Source organism: Kitasatospora sp. NPDC058218, from assembly GCF_042882445.1.
GTDB lineage: Bacteria > Actinomycetota > Actinomycetes > Streptomycetales > Streptomycetaceae > Kitasatospora.
This window is the reverse complement of sequence record NZ_JBHVWC010000072.1, coordinates 36,024-52,952: the sequence shown is the minus strand read 5'-3', so window position 1 is coordinate 52,952 and position 16,929 is coordinate 36,024. Positions and strand designations below refer to the sequence as shown.

At 73.7% G+C, this 16,929-nt stretch carries 13 protein-coding genes; 11 read left to right on the top strand and 2 right to left on the bottom strand.

Annotated elements, in window-relative coordinates:
• The first annotated feature begins 455 nt into the window (after positions 1-455).
• The 6 genes from ACFVYI_RS35485 (at position 456) to ACFVYI_RS35460 (ending at position 7,207) form a co-directional block, all read left to right on the top strand.
• Entirely contained in the window at positions 456-1,889 is a 1,434-nt protein-coding gene (locus tag ACFVYI_RS35485) for an efflux RND transporter periplasmic adaptor subunit (RefSeq protein ID WP_387893274.1), read from the top strand.
• Positions 1,889-2,707, top strand: coding sequence for an ABC transporter ATP-binding protein (locus tag ACFVYI_RS35480; protein WP_387893272.1), 819 nt, complete (start codon positions 1,889-1,891; stop codon positions 2,705-2,707). Before ACFVYI_RS35485 ends, ACFVYI_RS35480 begins: the two co-directional genes overlap by 1 nt.
• Positions 2,704-3,915, top strand: a complete 1,212-nt coding sequence (locus tag ACFVYI_RS35475; RefSeq protein WP_387893270.1) for an ABC transporter permease — start codon at positions 2,704-2,706, stop codon at positions 3,913-3,915. The genes ACFVYI_RS35480 and ACFVYI_RS35475 overlap by 4 nt, the downstream gene beginning before the upstream one ends.
• Before the next feature lie 17 nt (positions 3,916-3,932).
• Complete coding sequence (locus ACFVYI_RS35470) at positions 3,933-4,592, top strand: hypothetical protein (RefSeq protein ID WP_387893269.1); 660 nt, start codon at positions 3,933-3,935, stop codon at positions 4,590-4,592.
• Positions 4,593-4,927: 335 nt separating this feature from the next.
• Complete coding sequence (locus ACFVYI_RS35465) at positions 4,928-5,704, top strand: response regulator transcription factor (RefSeq protein WP_387893268.1); 777 nt, start codon at positions 4,928-4,930, stop codon at positions 5,702-5,704.
• 9 nt (positions 5,705-5,713) lie between these two features.
• Positions 5,714-7,207: a sensor histidine kinase gene (locus tag ACFVYI_RS35460; RefSeq protein ID WP_387893266.1), complete on the top strand. Its 1,494-nt coding sequence runs from the start codon at positions 5,714-5,716 to the stop codon at positions 7,205-7,207.
• A 21-nt stretch (positions 7,208-7,228) separates the two neighbouring features.
• Here ACFVYI_RS35460 and ACFVYI_RS35455 read toward each other — a convergent pair whose 3' ends face one another.
• Positions 7,229-7,906, bottom strand: coding sequence for a DNA-binding response regulator (locus tag ACFVYI_RS35455; protein WP_387893264.1), 678 nt, complete (start codon positions 7,904-7,906; stop codon positions 7,229-7,231).
• A 57-nt stretch (positions 7,907-7,963) separates the two neighbouring features.
• On the opposite strand from ACFVYI_RS35455, the gene ACFVYI_RS35450 reads away from it, so the two are divergent.
• Positions 7,964-8,854 (top strand): oxidoreductase, encoded by an 891-nt coding sequence (locus ACFVYI_RS35450; protein ID WP_387893262.1) that lies wholly within the window; start codon positions 7,964-7,966, stop codon positions 8,852-8,854.
• A 141-nt stretch (positions 8,855-8,995) separates the two neighbouring features.
• Here ACFVYI_RS35450 and ACFVYI_RS35445 read toward each other — a convergent pair whose 3' ends face one another.
• A complete protein-coding gene (locus tag ACFVYI_RS35445; protein ID WP_387893275.1) occupies positions 8,996-9,793 on the bottom strand; it encodes a nucleotidyltransferase domain-containing protein in 798 nt (265 codons plus the stop codon).
• A 194-nt stretch (positions 9,794-9,987) separates the two neighbouring features.
• Here ACFVYI_RS35445 and ACFVYI_RS35440 point away from each other — a divergent pair, with 194 nt between their 5' ends.
• The 4 genes from ACFVYI_RS35440 to cydD all read left to right on the top strand — a co-directional run bounded on the left by ACFVYI_RS35440 (position 9,988) and on the right by cydD (position 16,919).
• Entirely contained in the window at positions 9,988-10,371 is a 384-nt protein-coding gene (locus ACFVYI_RS35440; RefSeq protein ID WP_387893261.1) for a VOC family protein, read from the top strand.
• Between the two features lie 315 nt (positions 10,372-10,686).
• Entirely contained in the window at positions 10,687-12,231 is a 1,545-nt protein-coding gene (locus tag ACFVYI_RS35435; RefSeq protein ID WP_387893259.1) for a cytochrome ubiquinol oxidase subunit I, read from the top strand.
• Between the two features lie 77 nt (positions 12,232-12,308).
• Entirely contained in the window at positions 12,309-13,334 is a 1,026-nt protein-coding gene (gene cydB, locus ACFVYI_RS35430) for a cytochrome d ubiquinol oxidase subunit II (RefSeq protein ID WP_387893257.1), read from the top strand.
• A 3-nt stretch (positions 13,335-13,337) separates the two neighbouring features.
• The gene (gene cydD, locus ACFVYI_RS35425; protein WP_387893255.1) at positions 13,338-16,919 is read left to right on the top strand and encodes a thiol reductant ABC exporter subunit CydD; all 3,582 of its coding nucleotides are present in this window, start codon (positions 13,338-13,340) and stop codon (positions 16,917-16,919) included.
• The last annotated feature ends 10 nt before the right edge of the window (positions 16,920-16,929 follow it).

Genomic DNA, 16,929 nt, shown 5'->3' with positions numbered 1-16,929 from the left:
GAGGACGGCGGCGATCGGGGCGGTGGTGGCGAACTTCTGCATGATGGTCTCTCCTGCTGCGCTGGTCGTTTCTGACTCCGCAAAAGCTACGTTGCGTTCAGAGATCATGCAACAAGTTCGTTGCGACGAATCAGCATCTATGCAGGCCAGAGCTAGATAATCGTTGCAATGGTCTCGACCCTAATGCAATGCTGGACGCCCAAGTCGTTGCAATGAATGGGAGTGAACGCTATGCCGGGGCGGCCCGTCGGCCGCGCCGCCGCCCGGGAGCGTGCTGCCGGATGGCTGGGGATGCCTGGGAACCTCCTGGGAGTTCGGCCAACGGCTGACCGGGCGGCGGCCAAGCCGAGGGCCCGGACCGGGTGGACCGTGCCGTAATGCCCGGATTCGGCCGGTCAGCGTTCTCCCAGCTCGTGCCCAGGGTGTCGCAAGAGCGCCCCGGAAAGCTGTTCGCCATGAAGGTGCTTCCGCGACGGCGTGGTGCCGTCCTCCTGAACTCCGCGCTCGGCGTGGCCCTGGTGGGCGCCGCGGCCCTGGCGTACACGACGCTGGACAGCGGTACCGAGAAGACGGCCGGCAAGACCCAGGTCCGTACCGCGACCGTGGCCAAGGGCACGGTCCTGGCCACCGTGTCCGGAACCGGCACGCTCGCCTCGCCGACCGACGCGGCCCAGGACTTCACCACCGGTGGGAAGCTCACCGCCGTCAAGGTCGCGGTGGGCGACGCCGTGACCAAGGGGCAGGTGCTCGCCACCGTCGACACCACGGCCGCCCAGCAGCAGGTGGACGCGGCGCAGTCGGCGCTCACCACGGCCAATGCCAACCTCACCAAGGCTCAGGCGGGGGTCACCACCACGACCACCCAGCAGCTCCCGGGGAGTTCGGGCAACGGCTCGGCCGGCAACACCTCCAACGGCTCCGCCGGTGGTTCCGGCGGTTCCGGTGGCGGGGACCGGGGAGCGGGCGCGAGCAGTGCGCCCGCTCCCCAGGCCACCGTCCCGGCCCCGCAGACCACCACCATCACCACCACCAAGGTGGACCAGGCGGCCGTCGCCCAGGCCCAGCAGCAGGTCGCCACCGCGCAGACCACCCTCGCCAACGCCCAGGCGGCGCTGGCCGGGACGACGCTCACCGCCTCGGTGGACGGCACGGTCGCGTCGATCGCCGGCAAGGTCGGCGACACGATGGGCGGTGGTACCGGGAGCAGCACGGGCACCACGAAGTCCACCGGCAGCACGTCGGGTTCGGGCGCCCCGAGCGGCTTCATCGTGCTGACCAACCCGACCGGGATGCAGGTCACCGCCAACTTCTCCGAGCTGGACTCGCTGAAGCTCAAGAAGGGCGAGTCGGCCACCGTCGCGCTGAACGCGCAGTCCGACACCAAGCTCAACGCCACGGTGCTCTCCGTCAGTTCGCTGCCGGTGAGCAGCGGCGGCAGCGGTGGCGCGGCCGCCGTCCAGTACGCGGCGACGCTGCAGATCACCGGGGACACCAGCAAGCTGCGCACCGGCCTCAGCGCGACGGTCTCGGTGGTCACCGGCGAGGCCGACAACGCGCTCTCGCTGCCCACCGCCGCCCTGGCCGGCACCGGGGCCAGCCGGACGGCGACCCTGGTGCAGCCGGACGGCACCGGCGAGCGGGTCACCGTCGAGGTGGGCGTCGAGGGCGACACCACCGTGCAGGTGCTCTCCGGGCTGAAGGAGGGCGACAAGGTCGAACTCGCCACCACCAGCGGCACCAACGGCTTCCCAAACGGCTCCTTCCCGGGCCTGAACGGCGGCCAGGGCGGCCGCGGCGGTGCGGGCGCGGGCGCGGGCGTGGCAGGGGTCGGCGCGGCCGCCGGCGGCGCCGGGTCCGGTGCGGGCGCCGGCCGGGGCGGTAGTCGCTGATGGCGCGTCAGATCGCAGCGGGTCCGGAGGGGGCGGCGCCACCGCCGGTCATCCAGATCCGCCGGCTCACCAAGTCCTACGGCCACGGCGACGCCACCGTGCACGCGCTGCGCGGCCCGTCCGACCCGGCCACCGGCGAGCCGCTGGGCGTCACCCTGGACATCGACCAGGGCGACTACGTGGCGGTGATGGGCAGTTCGGGCTCCGGCAAGTCGACCCTGATGAACATCCTCGGCTGCCTGGACGTGCCGACCACCGGCCGCTACCTGCTGGACGGCATCGACGTCGGCCACCTGGACGAGCAGCAGCTCTCGCTGGTCCGCAACCGCAAGATCGGTTTCATCTTCCAGTCCTTCAACCTCGTCCCCCGCACCACCGCGCTCGCCCAGGTCGAGCTGCCGCTCGCCTACGCGGGCGTGCGCAGCGCCGAGCGGCGCCGCCGGGCGCTGGCCGCGCTCTCGCTGGTCGGCCTCGCCGAGCGGTCCGGGCACCGGCCCAACGAGCTCTCCGGCGGTCAGCAGCAGCGCGTCGCGGTGGCCCGGGCGCTGGTCACCGCGCCCGCGATGCTGCTCGCCGACGAGCCCACCGGCAATCTGGACAGCCGCTCCACCGAGGAGGTGCTGGCCCTCGTCGACGGCCTCAACGCGACCGGTCGCACCGTGGTGCTGATCACCCACGAGGACGAGGTCGCGCTGCACGCGAAGCGGGTGATCCGGCTGGTCGACGGCGCGATCACCAGCGACGTCCGGCAGGCCCCGGTGGACGGTCCGCCGCCCGCCCTGCTGCCGGCCGCCGAGCACCTGGGGGTGCTCGCATGATGCTCTGGCAGATGCTCCGCTTCGCCGTCGGCGGCCTGGCCGCCAACAAGGTGCGCTCCGCCCTCACCATGCTGGGCGTGCTGATCGGTGTCGCCTCGGTGATCCTGCTGCTCGCGGTCGGCAACGGCTCCTCGGTGGCGGTCAAGGAGTCGATCACCTCGCTCGGCACCAACTCGCTCACCGTCACCGCCGGTTCGTCCTTCGGCGGCTCGCGCACCGCCTCCACCGCCAAGAAGCTCACGGTCGCCGACGCCAAGGCGCTGGCGAGCGACCCGGAGGCGACGTCGATCAAGTCCGTCGCGCCGGTGGTCACCACCAGCGGCACCGCGCTGTACGGGGACATCTCGTACAGCCCCGGCTCGATCGTCGGCACCTACCCCGCGTACTTCGAGACCGCCAACCTGAAGATCGGCCGCGGCGAGTACTTCACGGCCGACGACGTGCTCGGCTCCCGCAAGGTCGCGGTGCTCGGCGCCACCACCGCCAAGCAGCTGTTCGCCACCGCCGACCCGGTCGGCAAGGCGATCACCGTCGGCGGCACCCCGCTGACCGTGGTCGGCGTGCTCCAGGCCAAGGGCGGCACCGGCTTCACCGACCCGGACGACGTGGTGATCGCGCCGCTGCCGACCGTGCAGAACGCCTTCACCGGCTTCGGCCCGGTCAGCCAGATCCTGGTGCAGGCCACCTCCGCCGAGACCACCACCGCCGCGCAGGCCGAGGTCACCCGGGTGCTGCTCGCGGCCCACGCGATCGCCGACCCGAGCAAGGCGGACTTCCGGATCGGCAACCAGGCCTCGCTGCTCACGGCCCGGGAGTCCACCACCAAGACCTTCACCGTGCTGCTCGGCGCGGTGGCCGCGATCTCGCTGCTGGTCGGCGGGATCGGCATCACCAACATCATGCTGGTCACCGTCACCGAGCGGACCAGGGAGATCGGCATCCGCAAGGCGCTCGGTGCCCCGCGCCGGGCTATCCTCGGGCAGTTCCTCGTCGAGTCCACCCTGCTGTCGGTGATCGGGGCCGGGCTCGGGGTGCTGGCCGGCCTCGCCGGGTCGCACTTCTCCGTCGTCGGCATCAAGCCGGTGGTGATCCCCGAGTCGGTGCTCGGCGCGTTCGGCATCGCCGTCGCCATCGGCCTGTTCTTCGGCAGTTACCCCGCCAACCGGGCCGCTTCGCTGCGCCCGATCGACGCCCTCCGCCACGAGTGACCAAGGACCCGCAGACCATGAGCAACGAGATCGAGCCGCGTACCCCCGCCGAGCAGGTCGTCCTGCTCTCCACCGCGCCGGACGCGCGGGACGTCACCGCCGAGCTGGCCGCGCCGCCGCGTCGCCGGCTGCCGTGGCCGACCCTGGTGCTGGCCGGCGCCGTGATCGCCACGGGGGCGTTCGCGGGCGGCGTCTGGTACCAGCAGGACCACGGCTCCACCGGCTCCGGTAAGGCCACGGCCGCCGGCCAGCAGCCCAGGGCGGGGGCCTCCGGCTTCGGCGGCGGGCAGAACGGCACCCGCCGGGGCGGCCAGGGCACGGGCGGGGCCGGTCAGGGCGGTCAGGGCGCCGGCCAGGGGGCCCAGGGCGGGTTCACCCGGGGCACCGTCAAGGCCGTCGACGGCACCACCGTCTACCTGACCGACGCCAACGGGAACACCGTCAAGGTGACCACCGGCGATGCCACCAAGGTCCAGCTCAACAAGGAGGGCAAGGTCGCCGACCTGCAGCCCGGCCAGAGCGTCACCGTGGTCGGCACCCCGGCCGCCGACGGCGGCTACGCCGCCACCCAGCTCGTCGAGGGCGGCACCGGCTTCGGGGCCGGCGGCGCGGGCGGCTTCGGCGGCGGCGGTGCGCCCGGCGGTAACCGGGGCACCCAGAGCCCGTCCGGCGGCTGACCCCGCGGCCCCGGACGTCCGCGCGGCCCGGCCGAACCTCCTCCGGCGGCCGGGCCGCGCGCTGTCCCTACCCGGGGCACGGGAGCGTCCGCAGCCGGGCCCGATCGCGGCCCGGTGCCGTACCGTTCCCCGGAAAAACACCGGTCCGGCACCGGGCGCACCGGGGCCCGGCGACCCGTGCGCACACCATCCAGCCCGACCGCGCGGGCTCGTTCGCCCAAATCCGCCCGATAAGGTGTTAATCCAACATTCATCGATGGCGCTTAGCCTCCCCGGGCTAGCCTCAGCTGAACGCCATCGTCCGACCGGGAGGCGGAACCCCCGTGCAAGGCACTGTGTCCACACCTGGCAGCTCCGCCGTGGCCGGCGGCCCGGGGGAGGCGTTCCTCCTCGTCGTCGACGACGAACCCAACATCCGGGAGCTGCTCTCCGCCTCCCTGCGCTTCTCCGGCTTCCGGGTCGCCTCCGCCGCCAGCGGCACCGAGGCGCTCGAACTGATCGCCGCGGAGCGACCCGACCTGGTCGTCCTCGACGTGATGCTCCCCGACCTCGACGGCTTCACCGTGGTCGAGCGGCTGCGCGAGCAGACCAGCCGGGGCCAGATCGCCGGCCCCGCCCACGGCCACCCCGGCGACCACCTGCCGGTGCTCTTCCTGACCGCGAAGGACGGCGTCGGCGACAAGGTCCAGGGCCTGGCCGCCGGCGCGGACGACTACGTCACCAAGCCGTTCAGCCTGGAGGAGCTGATCGCCCGGATCCGGGCGATCCTGCGCCGGGCCGGCGGCCCCGCCGAGGACGGCCGGCTGCTCGTCGCCGACCTCACCCTCGACCCGGTCGCCCACGAGGTCACCCGCGGCGGCACCCCGGTCGCGCTCTCCCCGACCGAGTTCAAGCTGCTGCACTACCTGATGGCCAACGTCGGCCGGGTGGTCTCCAAGGCGCAGATCCTCGACCACGTCTGGGCCTACGACTTCGGCGGCGACCTCTCGATCGTCGAGTCCTACATCTCCTACCTGCGCCGCAAGCTCGACTCCGGCCCCGCGCACGGCCCCAAGCTGATCCACACCGTCCGCGGCATCGGCTACGCGCTGCGCCGACCGCCGCAGAACTGACCGCCGGCCGTGTTCCCCCGGTTCTCGCTGCGCGTCCGGCTGCTCGTCCTCGTCCTCGTCCTGGTCACCACCGGACTCGCGGTCAGTGACGCCGTCGTGCTCGGCACCGTCCGGGTCCAGCTGGTGCAGCGGCTCGACGACCAGCTGCAGCGCTTCGCCGAGCCGCTCTCGCACCGCGTGCCGGGCCGGGTGAGCTGGCCGGACAACAAGCAGCCGTCGGTCAGCGGCAAGCGGGGCAACCCCACCTACCTGGCGGCGCTGCCCAGCCAGTACCTGGTCCAGTACCTCTCGGCGGACGGCAAGGTCCAGCAGGTCGTCCGCCAGCCGGTCTCCGAGAACGACCCGGCTCCGCAGCTGGCCGGCCTCGACCCGGCCGCCGCCGCCCCGGACACCCCGTTCGACCTGCCCGACCAGCGCGGCCAGCGCAGCTGGCGCACGCTCGTCCTGCCGCTCCAGCGGCCGCCCGCCCCCACCAGTGCCTTCGCCGTGCCGGCCCCCGCCCCCGCCTACCTGATGGTCGCGGTGTCCCGCGAGGACATCGACGCCACCGTCGGCCGGCTGCGCACCTCGTTCCTCGCGATCGGCGGCGCGGTGCTGGTGCTGATCGCCGCCCTCGGCTTCTTCGCCGTCCGGGCCGGGCTGCGGCCGCTGCGCCGGATCGAGGAGGGCGCCGAGCGGATCGCCTCCGGCGAGCTGTCCCACCGGATGCCCGAGCTCTCCACGCGCACCGAGGTCGGCCGGCTCTCCGCAGCCCTCAACGCGATGCTCACCCAGATCGAGGCCGCGTTCGCCGCCCGGGCCGAGTCCGAGGCGCGGATGCGGCGGTTCGTCGCCGACGCCTCGCACGAGCTGCGCACCCCGCTGGCCGGCATCCGCGGCTTCGCCGAGCTGTACCGGATGGGGGCGCTGCCCACCGAGGGGGACGTCCAGCGGACCATGTCCCGGATCGAGAGCGAGGCCGTCCGGATGGGCACCCTGGTCGAGGACCTGCTGGTGCTCGCCCGGCTCGACGAGGAGCGCCCGCTCGACCTCGCGCCGATGGACCTGCGCACCCTCGCCGCGGACGCGCTGCACGACCTCACCGCCCTCGACCCGTCCCGGCCGGTCGCCCTCACCGGCCCGTCCGGCACCGGGGCCCCGGGCCCCGCACCCGTGCTCGGCGACGAGGCCCGGCTGCGCCAGGTGGTCACCAACCTGGTCGGCAACGCCGTCAAGCACACCCCGCCCGGCACCCCGGTCCGGATCGGCGTCGGCACCTCCCAGGGCCTCTGCCTGCTCGAAGTCGCCGACTCCGGCCCCGGCCTCACCGAGGAGCAGGCCGTCCGGGTCTTCCACCGCTTCTACCGCGTGGACGCCTCCCGCAGCCGCCACGACGGCGGCGGCGCCGGTCTCGGCCTCGCCATCGCCACCGCGCTCACCCACGCCCACGGCGGCGCCCTCACCCTCCACACCGCCCCCGGCACCGGCGCCACCTTCCGCGTGGAACTCCCCCACCAGCGCTGAGACCCCCGGTCGGCCCGGGCGTCACCGGTGGGCGGCGGGGGTGACTCCCTCGTCCAGCAGGCCCTGGGCCAGCAGGCCGGCCTGGAAGCGGGAGGTGGCGCCGAGGGTCGTCAGCAGGTCGGCGACCCGGCGGCGGTAGGTGCGCAGGGAGAGGCCGAGCACGCGGGCGCCGGTCTCGTCGGTGTGGCCGGCGGCGAGGGAGCGGAGGATCTGCCGGGCCTGCTCGGTGAGGAGCGGCGGGGTGGCGCAGTCGGCGAGGTCGGTGGCGCTCTCCCAGGCGGCGCGGAACAGCGAGCGCACGCCGTCGACGACCTCCGGTGACCGCACCACGGTGTACGTCCGCACGCCGCGCACGGGAGCGCCGGCCAGGATCGCGGTGCGCCGGTCGATGATGATCGCCTCACGCGCCAGCGGTCCGTCGCTGATCCGGATCTCGACGCCGGAGGTGGCGATCCGCAGCAGCCGCCGTTCGGACTCCGGGTCGGCCACCGCCCGCCGGGTGTACAGCTTGCGCATGGTGAGCCCGGGGACGAGGTGCGGTCGCTTGCCCTCCGCGAAGGCGGCGTTGACGCCGGTGGACCAGGTCAGCAGGTCGGTGGCGGCGACCAGGAACTCCTCCCGCGACGCCACGAAGAGGTGGCCGGCCCGCCGGACGAGCTCCTGCTCGCCGTGCAGGGTGATGATCGGGTCGGTGCTCATGGCAGTAACCTGCCAGATCGGTCGGGCGGCGGGCGAGCCGGGCCGAGGCTTACGGACATGACGACCACCTCCCGCACCTCCGCCCACGCCTCCGCCGCCGGCTCGCTCCTGATCGGCGGGGACCTGCCCGTCTCCCGGATGGGCTTCGGTGCGATGAAGCTGCCCGCCCGCGACTGGGACGGCCCGGCCTGTGACCCCGTGCAGAGCGTCGCGGTGCTGCGCCGGGCGGTCGAGCTCGGCGTCGACCACATCGACACCGCCTGGTTCTACTTCCACGAGGACGTCTCCGCGAACGGGCTGATCCGCAAGGCGCTGCACCCGTACCGCGACGACCTGGTGATCGCCACCAAGGTCGGCCCCGGCCGCAACCCCGACGGCAGCTGGCAGGACCCGGCCCGCCCGGAGGAGCTGCGCGCGGCCGTCCACCGCAACCTGCGCGAGCTCGGGGTGGACCACCTCGACCTGGTCTACCTGCGGCGGATGCCCAGCCAGGAGTCCGTCGCGGAGGTCTTCGCCGCCCTGGCCGAGCTGCGCGAGGAGGGCCTGATCCGCCACCTCGGGGTCAGCAACGTCGACGCGGCCCAGCTCGCCGAGGCCGAGGCGATCGCGCCGGTGACCGCCGTGCAGAACCGGTTCAGCGTGCTGGAGCGCTCGGCGGACGACGTGGCGCTGCTGGCGGACTGCACCGCCCGGGGCATCGCCTTCGTCCCGTTCTTCCCGCTCGGCGGCTCGGGGGTGCCCGACGACCCGGCGATCCGGCGGGTGGCCGAGCGCCACGGCGCCACCGCGGCCCAGGTGATGGTGGCCTGGCTGCTGGCGGTCTCCCCGGCGATCCTGGCCATCCCCGGCACCTCCTCGCCGGTCCACCTGGAGGAGAACGTCGCCGCCGCCGCGCTGCGGCTGGGCGCCGAGGACCTCGCGGAGCTGGAGGCGTTGGCCGGGGCCTGATCCGCCTGCCGGGACGGCGGTGTGACGGTCCGGCGGATCCGGCGGACCGGCGCGGCCTGGCCGGTGGCGGTGCGGCCGCCCCCCGGCCGCCCCCCGGCCGTGCCGCTGCCCGTGCCGCCGCCCGCGCAGGCCGGCAGCCGGTCAGCGGCCCCCGGCGGGCGTCCGCAGGGCGGCGACGGTGTCGGCCACCAGCAGCCGGGCGTCCGCGACGGTCGCGGCCAGCTCCGCCGGGGTGCCGCCCGGGGCGGCGAGCAGCCGGCGGCCCCGGGCGCCGAACCCGGCCGGTGCGCCGGGCAGGGTCTCGGCGACGGCGAACGCGCCCTTCTCGTTGAGGCACCAGCGGCGGGCGTGCGCGAAGAGGGCCTGGACCAGGACGCCGACGGCGCGGGAGAGGCAGAGCGCGACGTACAGGACGTCGGCCCGGGCCGCGCCCTTGGCCGCCCCGTCGACCAGGAACCCCGCCTCCCAGACGGCCGCGACCAGCGCCGTCCGCAGTGCCTCGGGGTACTGCGCCAACTCGGCCCGAAGCTCCGTCAGCGCGCCGTCCGGATCCGCCAGGACCTGCCCGAGCGCCAGCTCGCCCGGGTAGCAGGGCGACCAGAAGCCGAGCGGGTGCCCGGCCTGCACGCCCACCTCGTAGCGGCCGGCGCGGCAGTCCGCCCAGATCCGTTCGACCCGGTCGAGGTCGCGCAGGATCCAGTCCACCGCCACGCCGTCGACGGTGAGCCAGGCCCCGCCGTCGACCCACGGGCCCCAGCCGCCCGGGCCCGCCACCTCGACCCCGGGCCCGGCGAGGTCCCGCAGCGCGTCGAGGTCGAGCCCGCCCCGGTAGTAGATGCCGAGGTCCCAGTCCGAATCGGGCCGGTGCTCGCCGCGCGCCCGGCTGCCGCCGAGCACCACGCCGACCACGCCCGGGACCTCCGCCAGCCGTCGCGCCATCGTCTCGGTGATCGCTCGTTCCGTCTGCACGGGGCGAGTCTGGCACGGGCCCCGCACCCGCTCGTCGGGCCCTCGGGGGGCTGGCCCGTCGGTACCGGTACGACCTAGGATTCCCGGTACGGCATCGCGTGTCGGTCACCGTCCGGGTGAGGCATGGAGGTAGCCCGTGAGTGCCTTACGGAGGCATTCGAAGCATGGCAGTCCAGTTGAACCACACCATCGTGCAAGCCCGGGACAACCGGGAATCCGCCGCCTTCCTGGCGGCCGTCCTCGGCCTTGAGGTCGGGACGGCCTGGGGCCCGTTCGTCCCCCTCGCCACGGACAACGGCGTGACCCTCGACTTCGTGTCCGTCCCGGCGGAGTCGATCGCCCCGCAGCACTACGCCTTCCTCGTCTCGGACGAGGAGTTCGACGCCGCCTTCGCCCGGATCGAGGCGGACGGCATCGGCTACTACGCCGACCCGCAGCTGAAGCTGCCCGGCGAGATCAACCACCACCACGGCGGCCGGGGTCTGTACTTCTTCGACCCGGCCGGCCACGGCATGGAGATCATCACCCGCCCCTACGGCAGCCACTAGGTCCACGGCCCAGCGGGCCGGACCGCCACCGGACGATCCGGCGCCTGTCAAGCGCCGGATCGTCCAAGATCATTTCTCTGGCCGCCCCGGCCGCTCGTTGTGGCAGGCCAGGGCCGGTGCGCAGACTGTGCGCACGGCATCGCCGGTCAATCCCACCCCGCCTGCAAACCACTCGTAAGGATGATGGATACTGACCCTTGTGAACGTGTTCACGTTCACAAGCGGACAAGCTTGCCTGGTTGTGCGGCGGTCTACAGCTATAGATGAAGTTTGTCCGGAAAGTGACCTTCAGGGTCGAGTCGGAGAGAGGGCGACGTGGAACTGGCAATCGCTCACGAAACCATCGCGCGATGGCAATTCGGCATCACCACCGTCTACCACTTCCTCTTCGTACCGCTCACCATCAGCCTGGCCGCCATCGTGGCCGGGCTGGAGACCGCCTGGGTGCGGACGGACAAGGAGAAGTACTTCCACGCCACGAAGTTCTGGGGGAAGCTCTTCCTGATCAACATCGCGATGGGCGTGGTCACCGGCATCGTCCAGGAGTTCCAGTTCGGGATGAACTGGTCCGACTACTCCCGGTTCGTCGGTGACGTCTTCGGGGCCCCGCTCGCGATGGAGGCGCTGATCGCCTTCTTCTTCGAGTCGACCTTCATCGGGCTCTGGATCTTCGGCTGGGACAAGCTGCCGAGGAAGCTGCACTGCGCCTGCATGTGGATGGTGTCGATCGGCACCGTGCTCTCCGCCTACTTCATCCTGGCGGCCAACTCCTGGATGCAGCACCCCGTCGGCTACTCGATCGACCCGGTCACCGGGAAGGCGCAGCTCACCGACATCGCGCGGGTGCTCTTCCAGGACACCACCGTCACCGTCGTCCTGCACACCCTGACCGCCGCCTTCCTCACCGGCGCGGCCTTCATGGTCGGCATCGCCTCCTTCCACCTCTGGAAGGCCAAGCGCCGCCCGGAGACCGCCGACCCCAAGCGGGTCGCCGTGATGCGGACCTCGCTGCGGCTCGGGCTGGTCCTCGCCGTGGTCTTCGGCCTCGGCACCGCGCTCAGCGGCGACTCGCTCGCCAAGGTCATGTTCCGCCAGCAGCCGATGAAGATGGCCGCCGCCGAGGCGCTCTGGGACAGCCAGGCGCCGGCCCCGTTCTCGGTCTTCGCGGTCGGCGACGTCTCCAAGGGCCACAACTCGGTGGAGCTGGAGATCCCCGGGATACTGTCCTTCCTCGCCAACAGCGACTTCAGCTCCTCCGTACCCGGCATCAACGACACCGCCAACGCCGAGGCCGCCAAGTACGGCGGTGACCCGAAGGACTACATCCCGAGCATCTTCGTCACCTACTGGGGCTTCCGCCTCATGATCGGCTTCGGGATGACCTCCTTCGTGGCCGGGGTGATCGGGCTCTGGACCACCCGCAGGAAATGGCTGCTGGCTCCGGAGTTCCGCACCGGCGACACCGAGGTGCCCAGGCTGATGCTGACCCCGAAGCGCGAGCTCGGCCCGTTCCTCACCAAGTGGAGCTGGCGGATCGGCATCCTCACCATGGGCTTCCCGCTGATCGCCAACAGCTTCGGCTGGATCTTCACCGAGATGGGCCGTCAGCCGTGGGCCGTCTTCGGGCTGATGACCACCGCGAGCGCGGTGTCGCCGAACGTCGGCATCGGCACCCAGATCGGCGCCCTGACCACCTTCACCCTGCTGTACGCGATCCTCGCGGTGATCGAGGTGCGGCTGCTGGTCAAGTACGCCAAGGCCGGGCCGGTCACCTCCGAGCGGCCGCCCACCGAGGACCCGACGCTGCGCGGCCCGTCCTCGGACGAGGACGCCGACAAGCCCCTCGCCTTCGCCTACTGAGCCCCCACCGAGCACCACCGGCGCACCGGGCTCGTCGAGCCCCACCGCGGACTACCGAGGACTACTGAGGATCCGACATGCAACTCCACGACGTCTGGTTCGTCCTGATCGCCGTCCTGTGGATCGGCTACTTCTTCCTTGAGGGCTTCGACTTCGGCATCGGCATCCTCACCAAGCCGCTGGCCCGCTCCACCGCCGAACGGCGGGTGCTGATCAACACCATCGGCCCGGTCTGGGACGGCAACGAGGTCTGGCTGCTCACCGCCGGCGGCGCCACCTTCGCGGCCTTCCCGGACTGGTACGCGACGCTGTTCAGCGGCTTCTACACCCCGCTGCTGGTGATCCTGGTCTGCCTGATCGTGCGCGGGGTCGCCTTCGAGTACCGGGCGAAGCGCTCCGAGCCGCGCTGGCAGCGGAACTGGGAGGAGGCGATCTTCTGGACGTCGCTGATCCCGGCCTTCCTCTGGGGCGTGGCCTTCGCCAACATCGTCCGCGGCGTCGACATCGACCAGCAGAAGAACTACGTCGGCACCTTCTGGGACCTGCTGAACCCGTACGCCGTCCTCGGCGGCCTGGTCACCCTCACCCTCTTCACCTTCCACGGCGCGGTGTTCGCCGCGCTCAAGACGGTCGGGGAGATCCGCGACCGGGCCCGCGCCATGGCGCTGCGGCTCGGCCTGGTGACGGCCGTGCTGGCGCTGGCCTTCCTGCTCTGGACCCAGGCCGACAACGGCAACGGCTGGAGCCTCGCGGCCCTGGTCGTCGCGGTGCTGGCCCTGGTCGGCGCCCTGGTGGCCAACCAGCTGGCCCGCGAGGGCTGGGCGTTCGTCCTCTCCGGGGCGACCATCGTGGCCGCGGTCGCGATGCTCTTCCTGGCGCTGTTCCCGGACGTGATGCCGTCCACCCTGAACCCGGAGTGGAGCCTGACCGTCACCAACGCCGCCTCCTCGCCCTACACGCTGAAGCTGATGACGATCGTCGCGGCGGTCTTCACCCCGCTCGTGCTGCTCTACCAGGGCTGGACGTACTGGGTGTTCCGCAAGCGGATCGGTGTCCAGCACATCCCCGGGCACGACCCGGCCGCCGCGCTCGACCAGGGCTGAGCCGTGAAGCCCGTCGACCCCCGACTGCTCGGGTACGCCCGCACCACCCGCGCCTTCCTCGCCGGCTCGGTCCTCCTCGGCGGGGCGGGGGCGGCCCTGGTGGTCGCCCAGGCGAGCCTGATCGCCGAGATCGTCGTCCGTGCCTTCCAGCAGCACGCCGGACTCGGCGAGCTGACCGCACCGCTGGTGTGGCTGGCGCTGACGGCGGTCGGGCGCGGGCTGGTCGGCTGGCTCACCGAACTCACCGCGCACCGCTCCGTCGCCCGGGTGAAGTCCACCCTGCGGCGCCGGCTGCTCGACCACGCCACCGCGCTCGGCCCGGCCTACCTGGCGGGCCGGCGCACCGGCGAACTCACCACCCTCGCCACCCGCGGCGTCGACGCGCTCGACGACTACTTCGCCCGCTACCTGCCGCAGCTGGCGCTCGCCGTGGTCGTCCCGGTGATCGTGCTGCTGCGGGTCGTCGGCGCCGACTTCACCTCGGCCGCGATCATCGCCGGGACGCTGCCGCTGATCCCGCTCTTCATGGTGCTGATCGGGATGGCCACCCAGAGCCGGATGGACCGGCAGTGGGAGACCCTCTCCCGGCTCTCGCACCACTTCCTGGACGTGGTCGCCGGCCTGCCCACGCTCAAGGTGTTCAACCGGGCCCGCGCCCAGGCCGCCGGCATCGCCCGGATCACCGCCGACTACCGCCGCGCCACCCTGCGCACCCTGCGGATCGCCTTCATCTCCTCGTTCGCCCTGGAGCTGCTCTCCACCCTGTCGGTGGCGCTGGTCGCGGTCTCGATCGGCTTCCGGCTGGTGGACGGCACGCTCGACCTGGAGACCGGGCTGCTGATCCTGATCCTGGCGCCCGAGGTGTACTTCCCGATCCGCCAGGTCGGCGCGCTCTACCACTCCAGCGTGGAGGGGCTGACCGCGGCCGACGAGCTCTTCCGGGTGCTGGAGACCCCGCTGCCGCCCGCCGGGACCGTCCCCGCCCCCGCCCTGGCCGGCGCCGTCGTCGAGGTCGCGGGCCTCACCGTGCTCCACCCCGGCCGGACCGCGCCCGCGCTGGACGGCGCCGCGCTGACCCTGCGTCCGGGCACCACCAGCGCGCTCACCGGCCCGAGCGGGGCCGGCAAGTCCACCCTGCTCGCCGTCCTGCTCGGCCTCACCGCGCCGGACGCGGGCGGCGTCCGGATCACCGCCGCCGACGGGCGGACGTACGGGCTCGCCGAGCTGGAGCCGGAGAGCTGGCGCCGGCAGATCGCCTGGGTGCCGCAGCACCCGCACCTGTTCGCCGGCACCGTCGCCGACAACCTGCGGCTCTACCGGCCCGACGCCGGCGAGGACGAGCTGTGGGCCGCACTGCGGTCCGCGCACGCGCTGGACTTCGTGCGGCAACTGCCGGACGGCCTCGCCACCGCGCTGGGCGAGGACGGCTCCGGGCTGTCGGCGGGCCAGCGGCAGCGGCTGGCGCTCGCCCGGGTGCTGCTCGCCGACGACCGGCCGCTGGTGCTGCTGGACGAGCCGACCGCCAACCTGGACGGCGCGTCGGAGGCGGCCGTGGTGGACGCCGTCCGGGTGCTGGCCGCCGATCCGGCGCGCACCGTGCTGCTGGTCGCGCACCGGCCGGCGCTGCTGGCGGCGGCGGACCGGGTGGTCCGGCTGGAGGGCGCCCCGGTGTCGGCGGCCGCCGACGCGCCGCCGCGGCTCTCGCACAGCGGGCGGCCGGTGCCGGCCGCCGACGCCCCGCCGGCGGAGCCCGCCGGGGCGGCGAACGCCAAGCCCCGGCTCGCGCTCTCCGTCCTGCTCGGCACGCTCGCCCTCGGCTGCGCCGTCGCGCTGATGGCCACCTCGGGCTACCTCATCTCCTACGCCTCCGAGATGCCGCCGGTGCTCTACCTGATGATGGCCGTCACCTCGGTGCGGGCCTTCGGGATCGGGCGGAGCGTGTTCCGCTACGCCGAGCGGCTGGTCTCGCACGACGCGGTGCTGCGCACCCTCGGCACGCTGCGGGCCGCCGTGTACCGCCGGCTCACCGCCCTCGCCCCGGCCGGGCTGCCGGCCTTCCGGCGCGGGGACCTGCTCTCCCGGCTGGTCGCCGACGTCGACGCCGTCCAGGACCACTACCTGCGGTGGCGGCTGCCGGTGGCGGTGGCGGCCGTGGTGTCGCTGGCCGCGACGGCGGCGATGGCCGCCTTCCTGCCCGCGGCCGGTCTGGTCCTCGGGCTGGGGCTGCTGCTGGCCGGGGCGGTGGTGCCCGCGCTGGCCGCCCGCTGGTCGGCCGGCGCCGAGCGGCGGCAGGCCCCGGCCCGCGGCCGGCTGGCCACCGCCGTCGTCGACACCCTCACCGGGACGGCCGAGCTCACCGTGGCCGGGGCGCTCCCGGGCCGGCTGGCCGCCGTCCGCTCCGCCGACGCCGCGCTGACCGGGCTGGCCGCCCGCTCGGCCGCCACCACGGCGCTCGGCACCGGGCTGATCGCGCTGCTCACCGGGCTGACGGTGGCCGCCGCCGCGGCCGTCGGCATCCGGGGCGTGCAGGCCGGCGCGCTGGCGCCGGTCTGCCTCGCGGTGGTGGTGCTCACCCCGCTGGCCGCCTTCGAGGCCGTCACCGGGATGCCGCTCGCCGTCCAGGCCCGCCAGCGCAGCCGGGCCGCCTCGGCACGGCTGGCCGAGGTGCTGGACGTGCCGGCGCCGGTCGCCGAGCCGGCCGCCCCGGCGGCCCTGCCGGAGCAGCCGCTGCCGATCGCCGTCCGCGGGCTGACCGCCCGCCACCCCGGGCAGGCCGTGGACGCACTGGTCGGTCTCGACCTCGACCTCGCCGCCGGCCGCCGGATCGCCGTGGTGGGCCCGTCCGGCTCCGGCAAGACCACGCTCGCCCAGGCGCTGCTGCGGTTCGTGGAGCCGACGGCGGGTCGGGTCACGCTCGCCGCCGGCCGTCCACAGGCTGTGGACAGTCGGACGGTGGCGGGGGACGACGTCCGCCGGGTGATCGGACTGTGCGCCCAGGACGCGTACGTCTTCGACAGCTCGCTGCGGGAGAACCTGCGGCTGGCCCGGCCCACGGCCGACGAGGAGGAGCTGCGCGCCGCGCTCGCCGCCGCCCGGCTGCTGGACTGGACGGACACCCTCCCGGCGGGCCTCGACACCATGGTCGGCGAGCACGGCGCCCGGCTCTCCGGCGGTCAGCGCCAGCGGCTCGCGCTCGCCCGCGCGCTGCTCGCCGACTTCCCGGTGCTCGTCCTGGACGAGCCCGCGGAGCACCTCGACCTGCCCACCGCCGACGCGCTCACCGCCGACCTGCTCGCCGCCACGGCCGACCGGACCACGGTGCTGATCACCCACCGGCTGGCCGGCCTGGACGACACCACCGTCGACGAGGTGCTCGTCCTGGACGCCGGCCGGGTGGTCGAACGCGGCACCTGGTCGGCCCTGGTCGCGGAGCCGGACGGCCGGCTGCGGGCGATGCGGGAGCGCGAGCGGGAGGCGGACGGGCTGGTCGCGGACGGGCTGGTCGCGGACGGGCCGGTCGCGGTGGGCGGGGCCGGTGCGCCGGGTACGCGGTGCACTCCGGTGGTCGCGCCGTCCTTCGGCTGAAAACCGTACA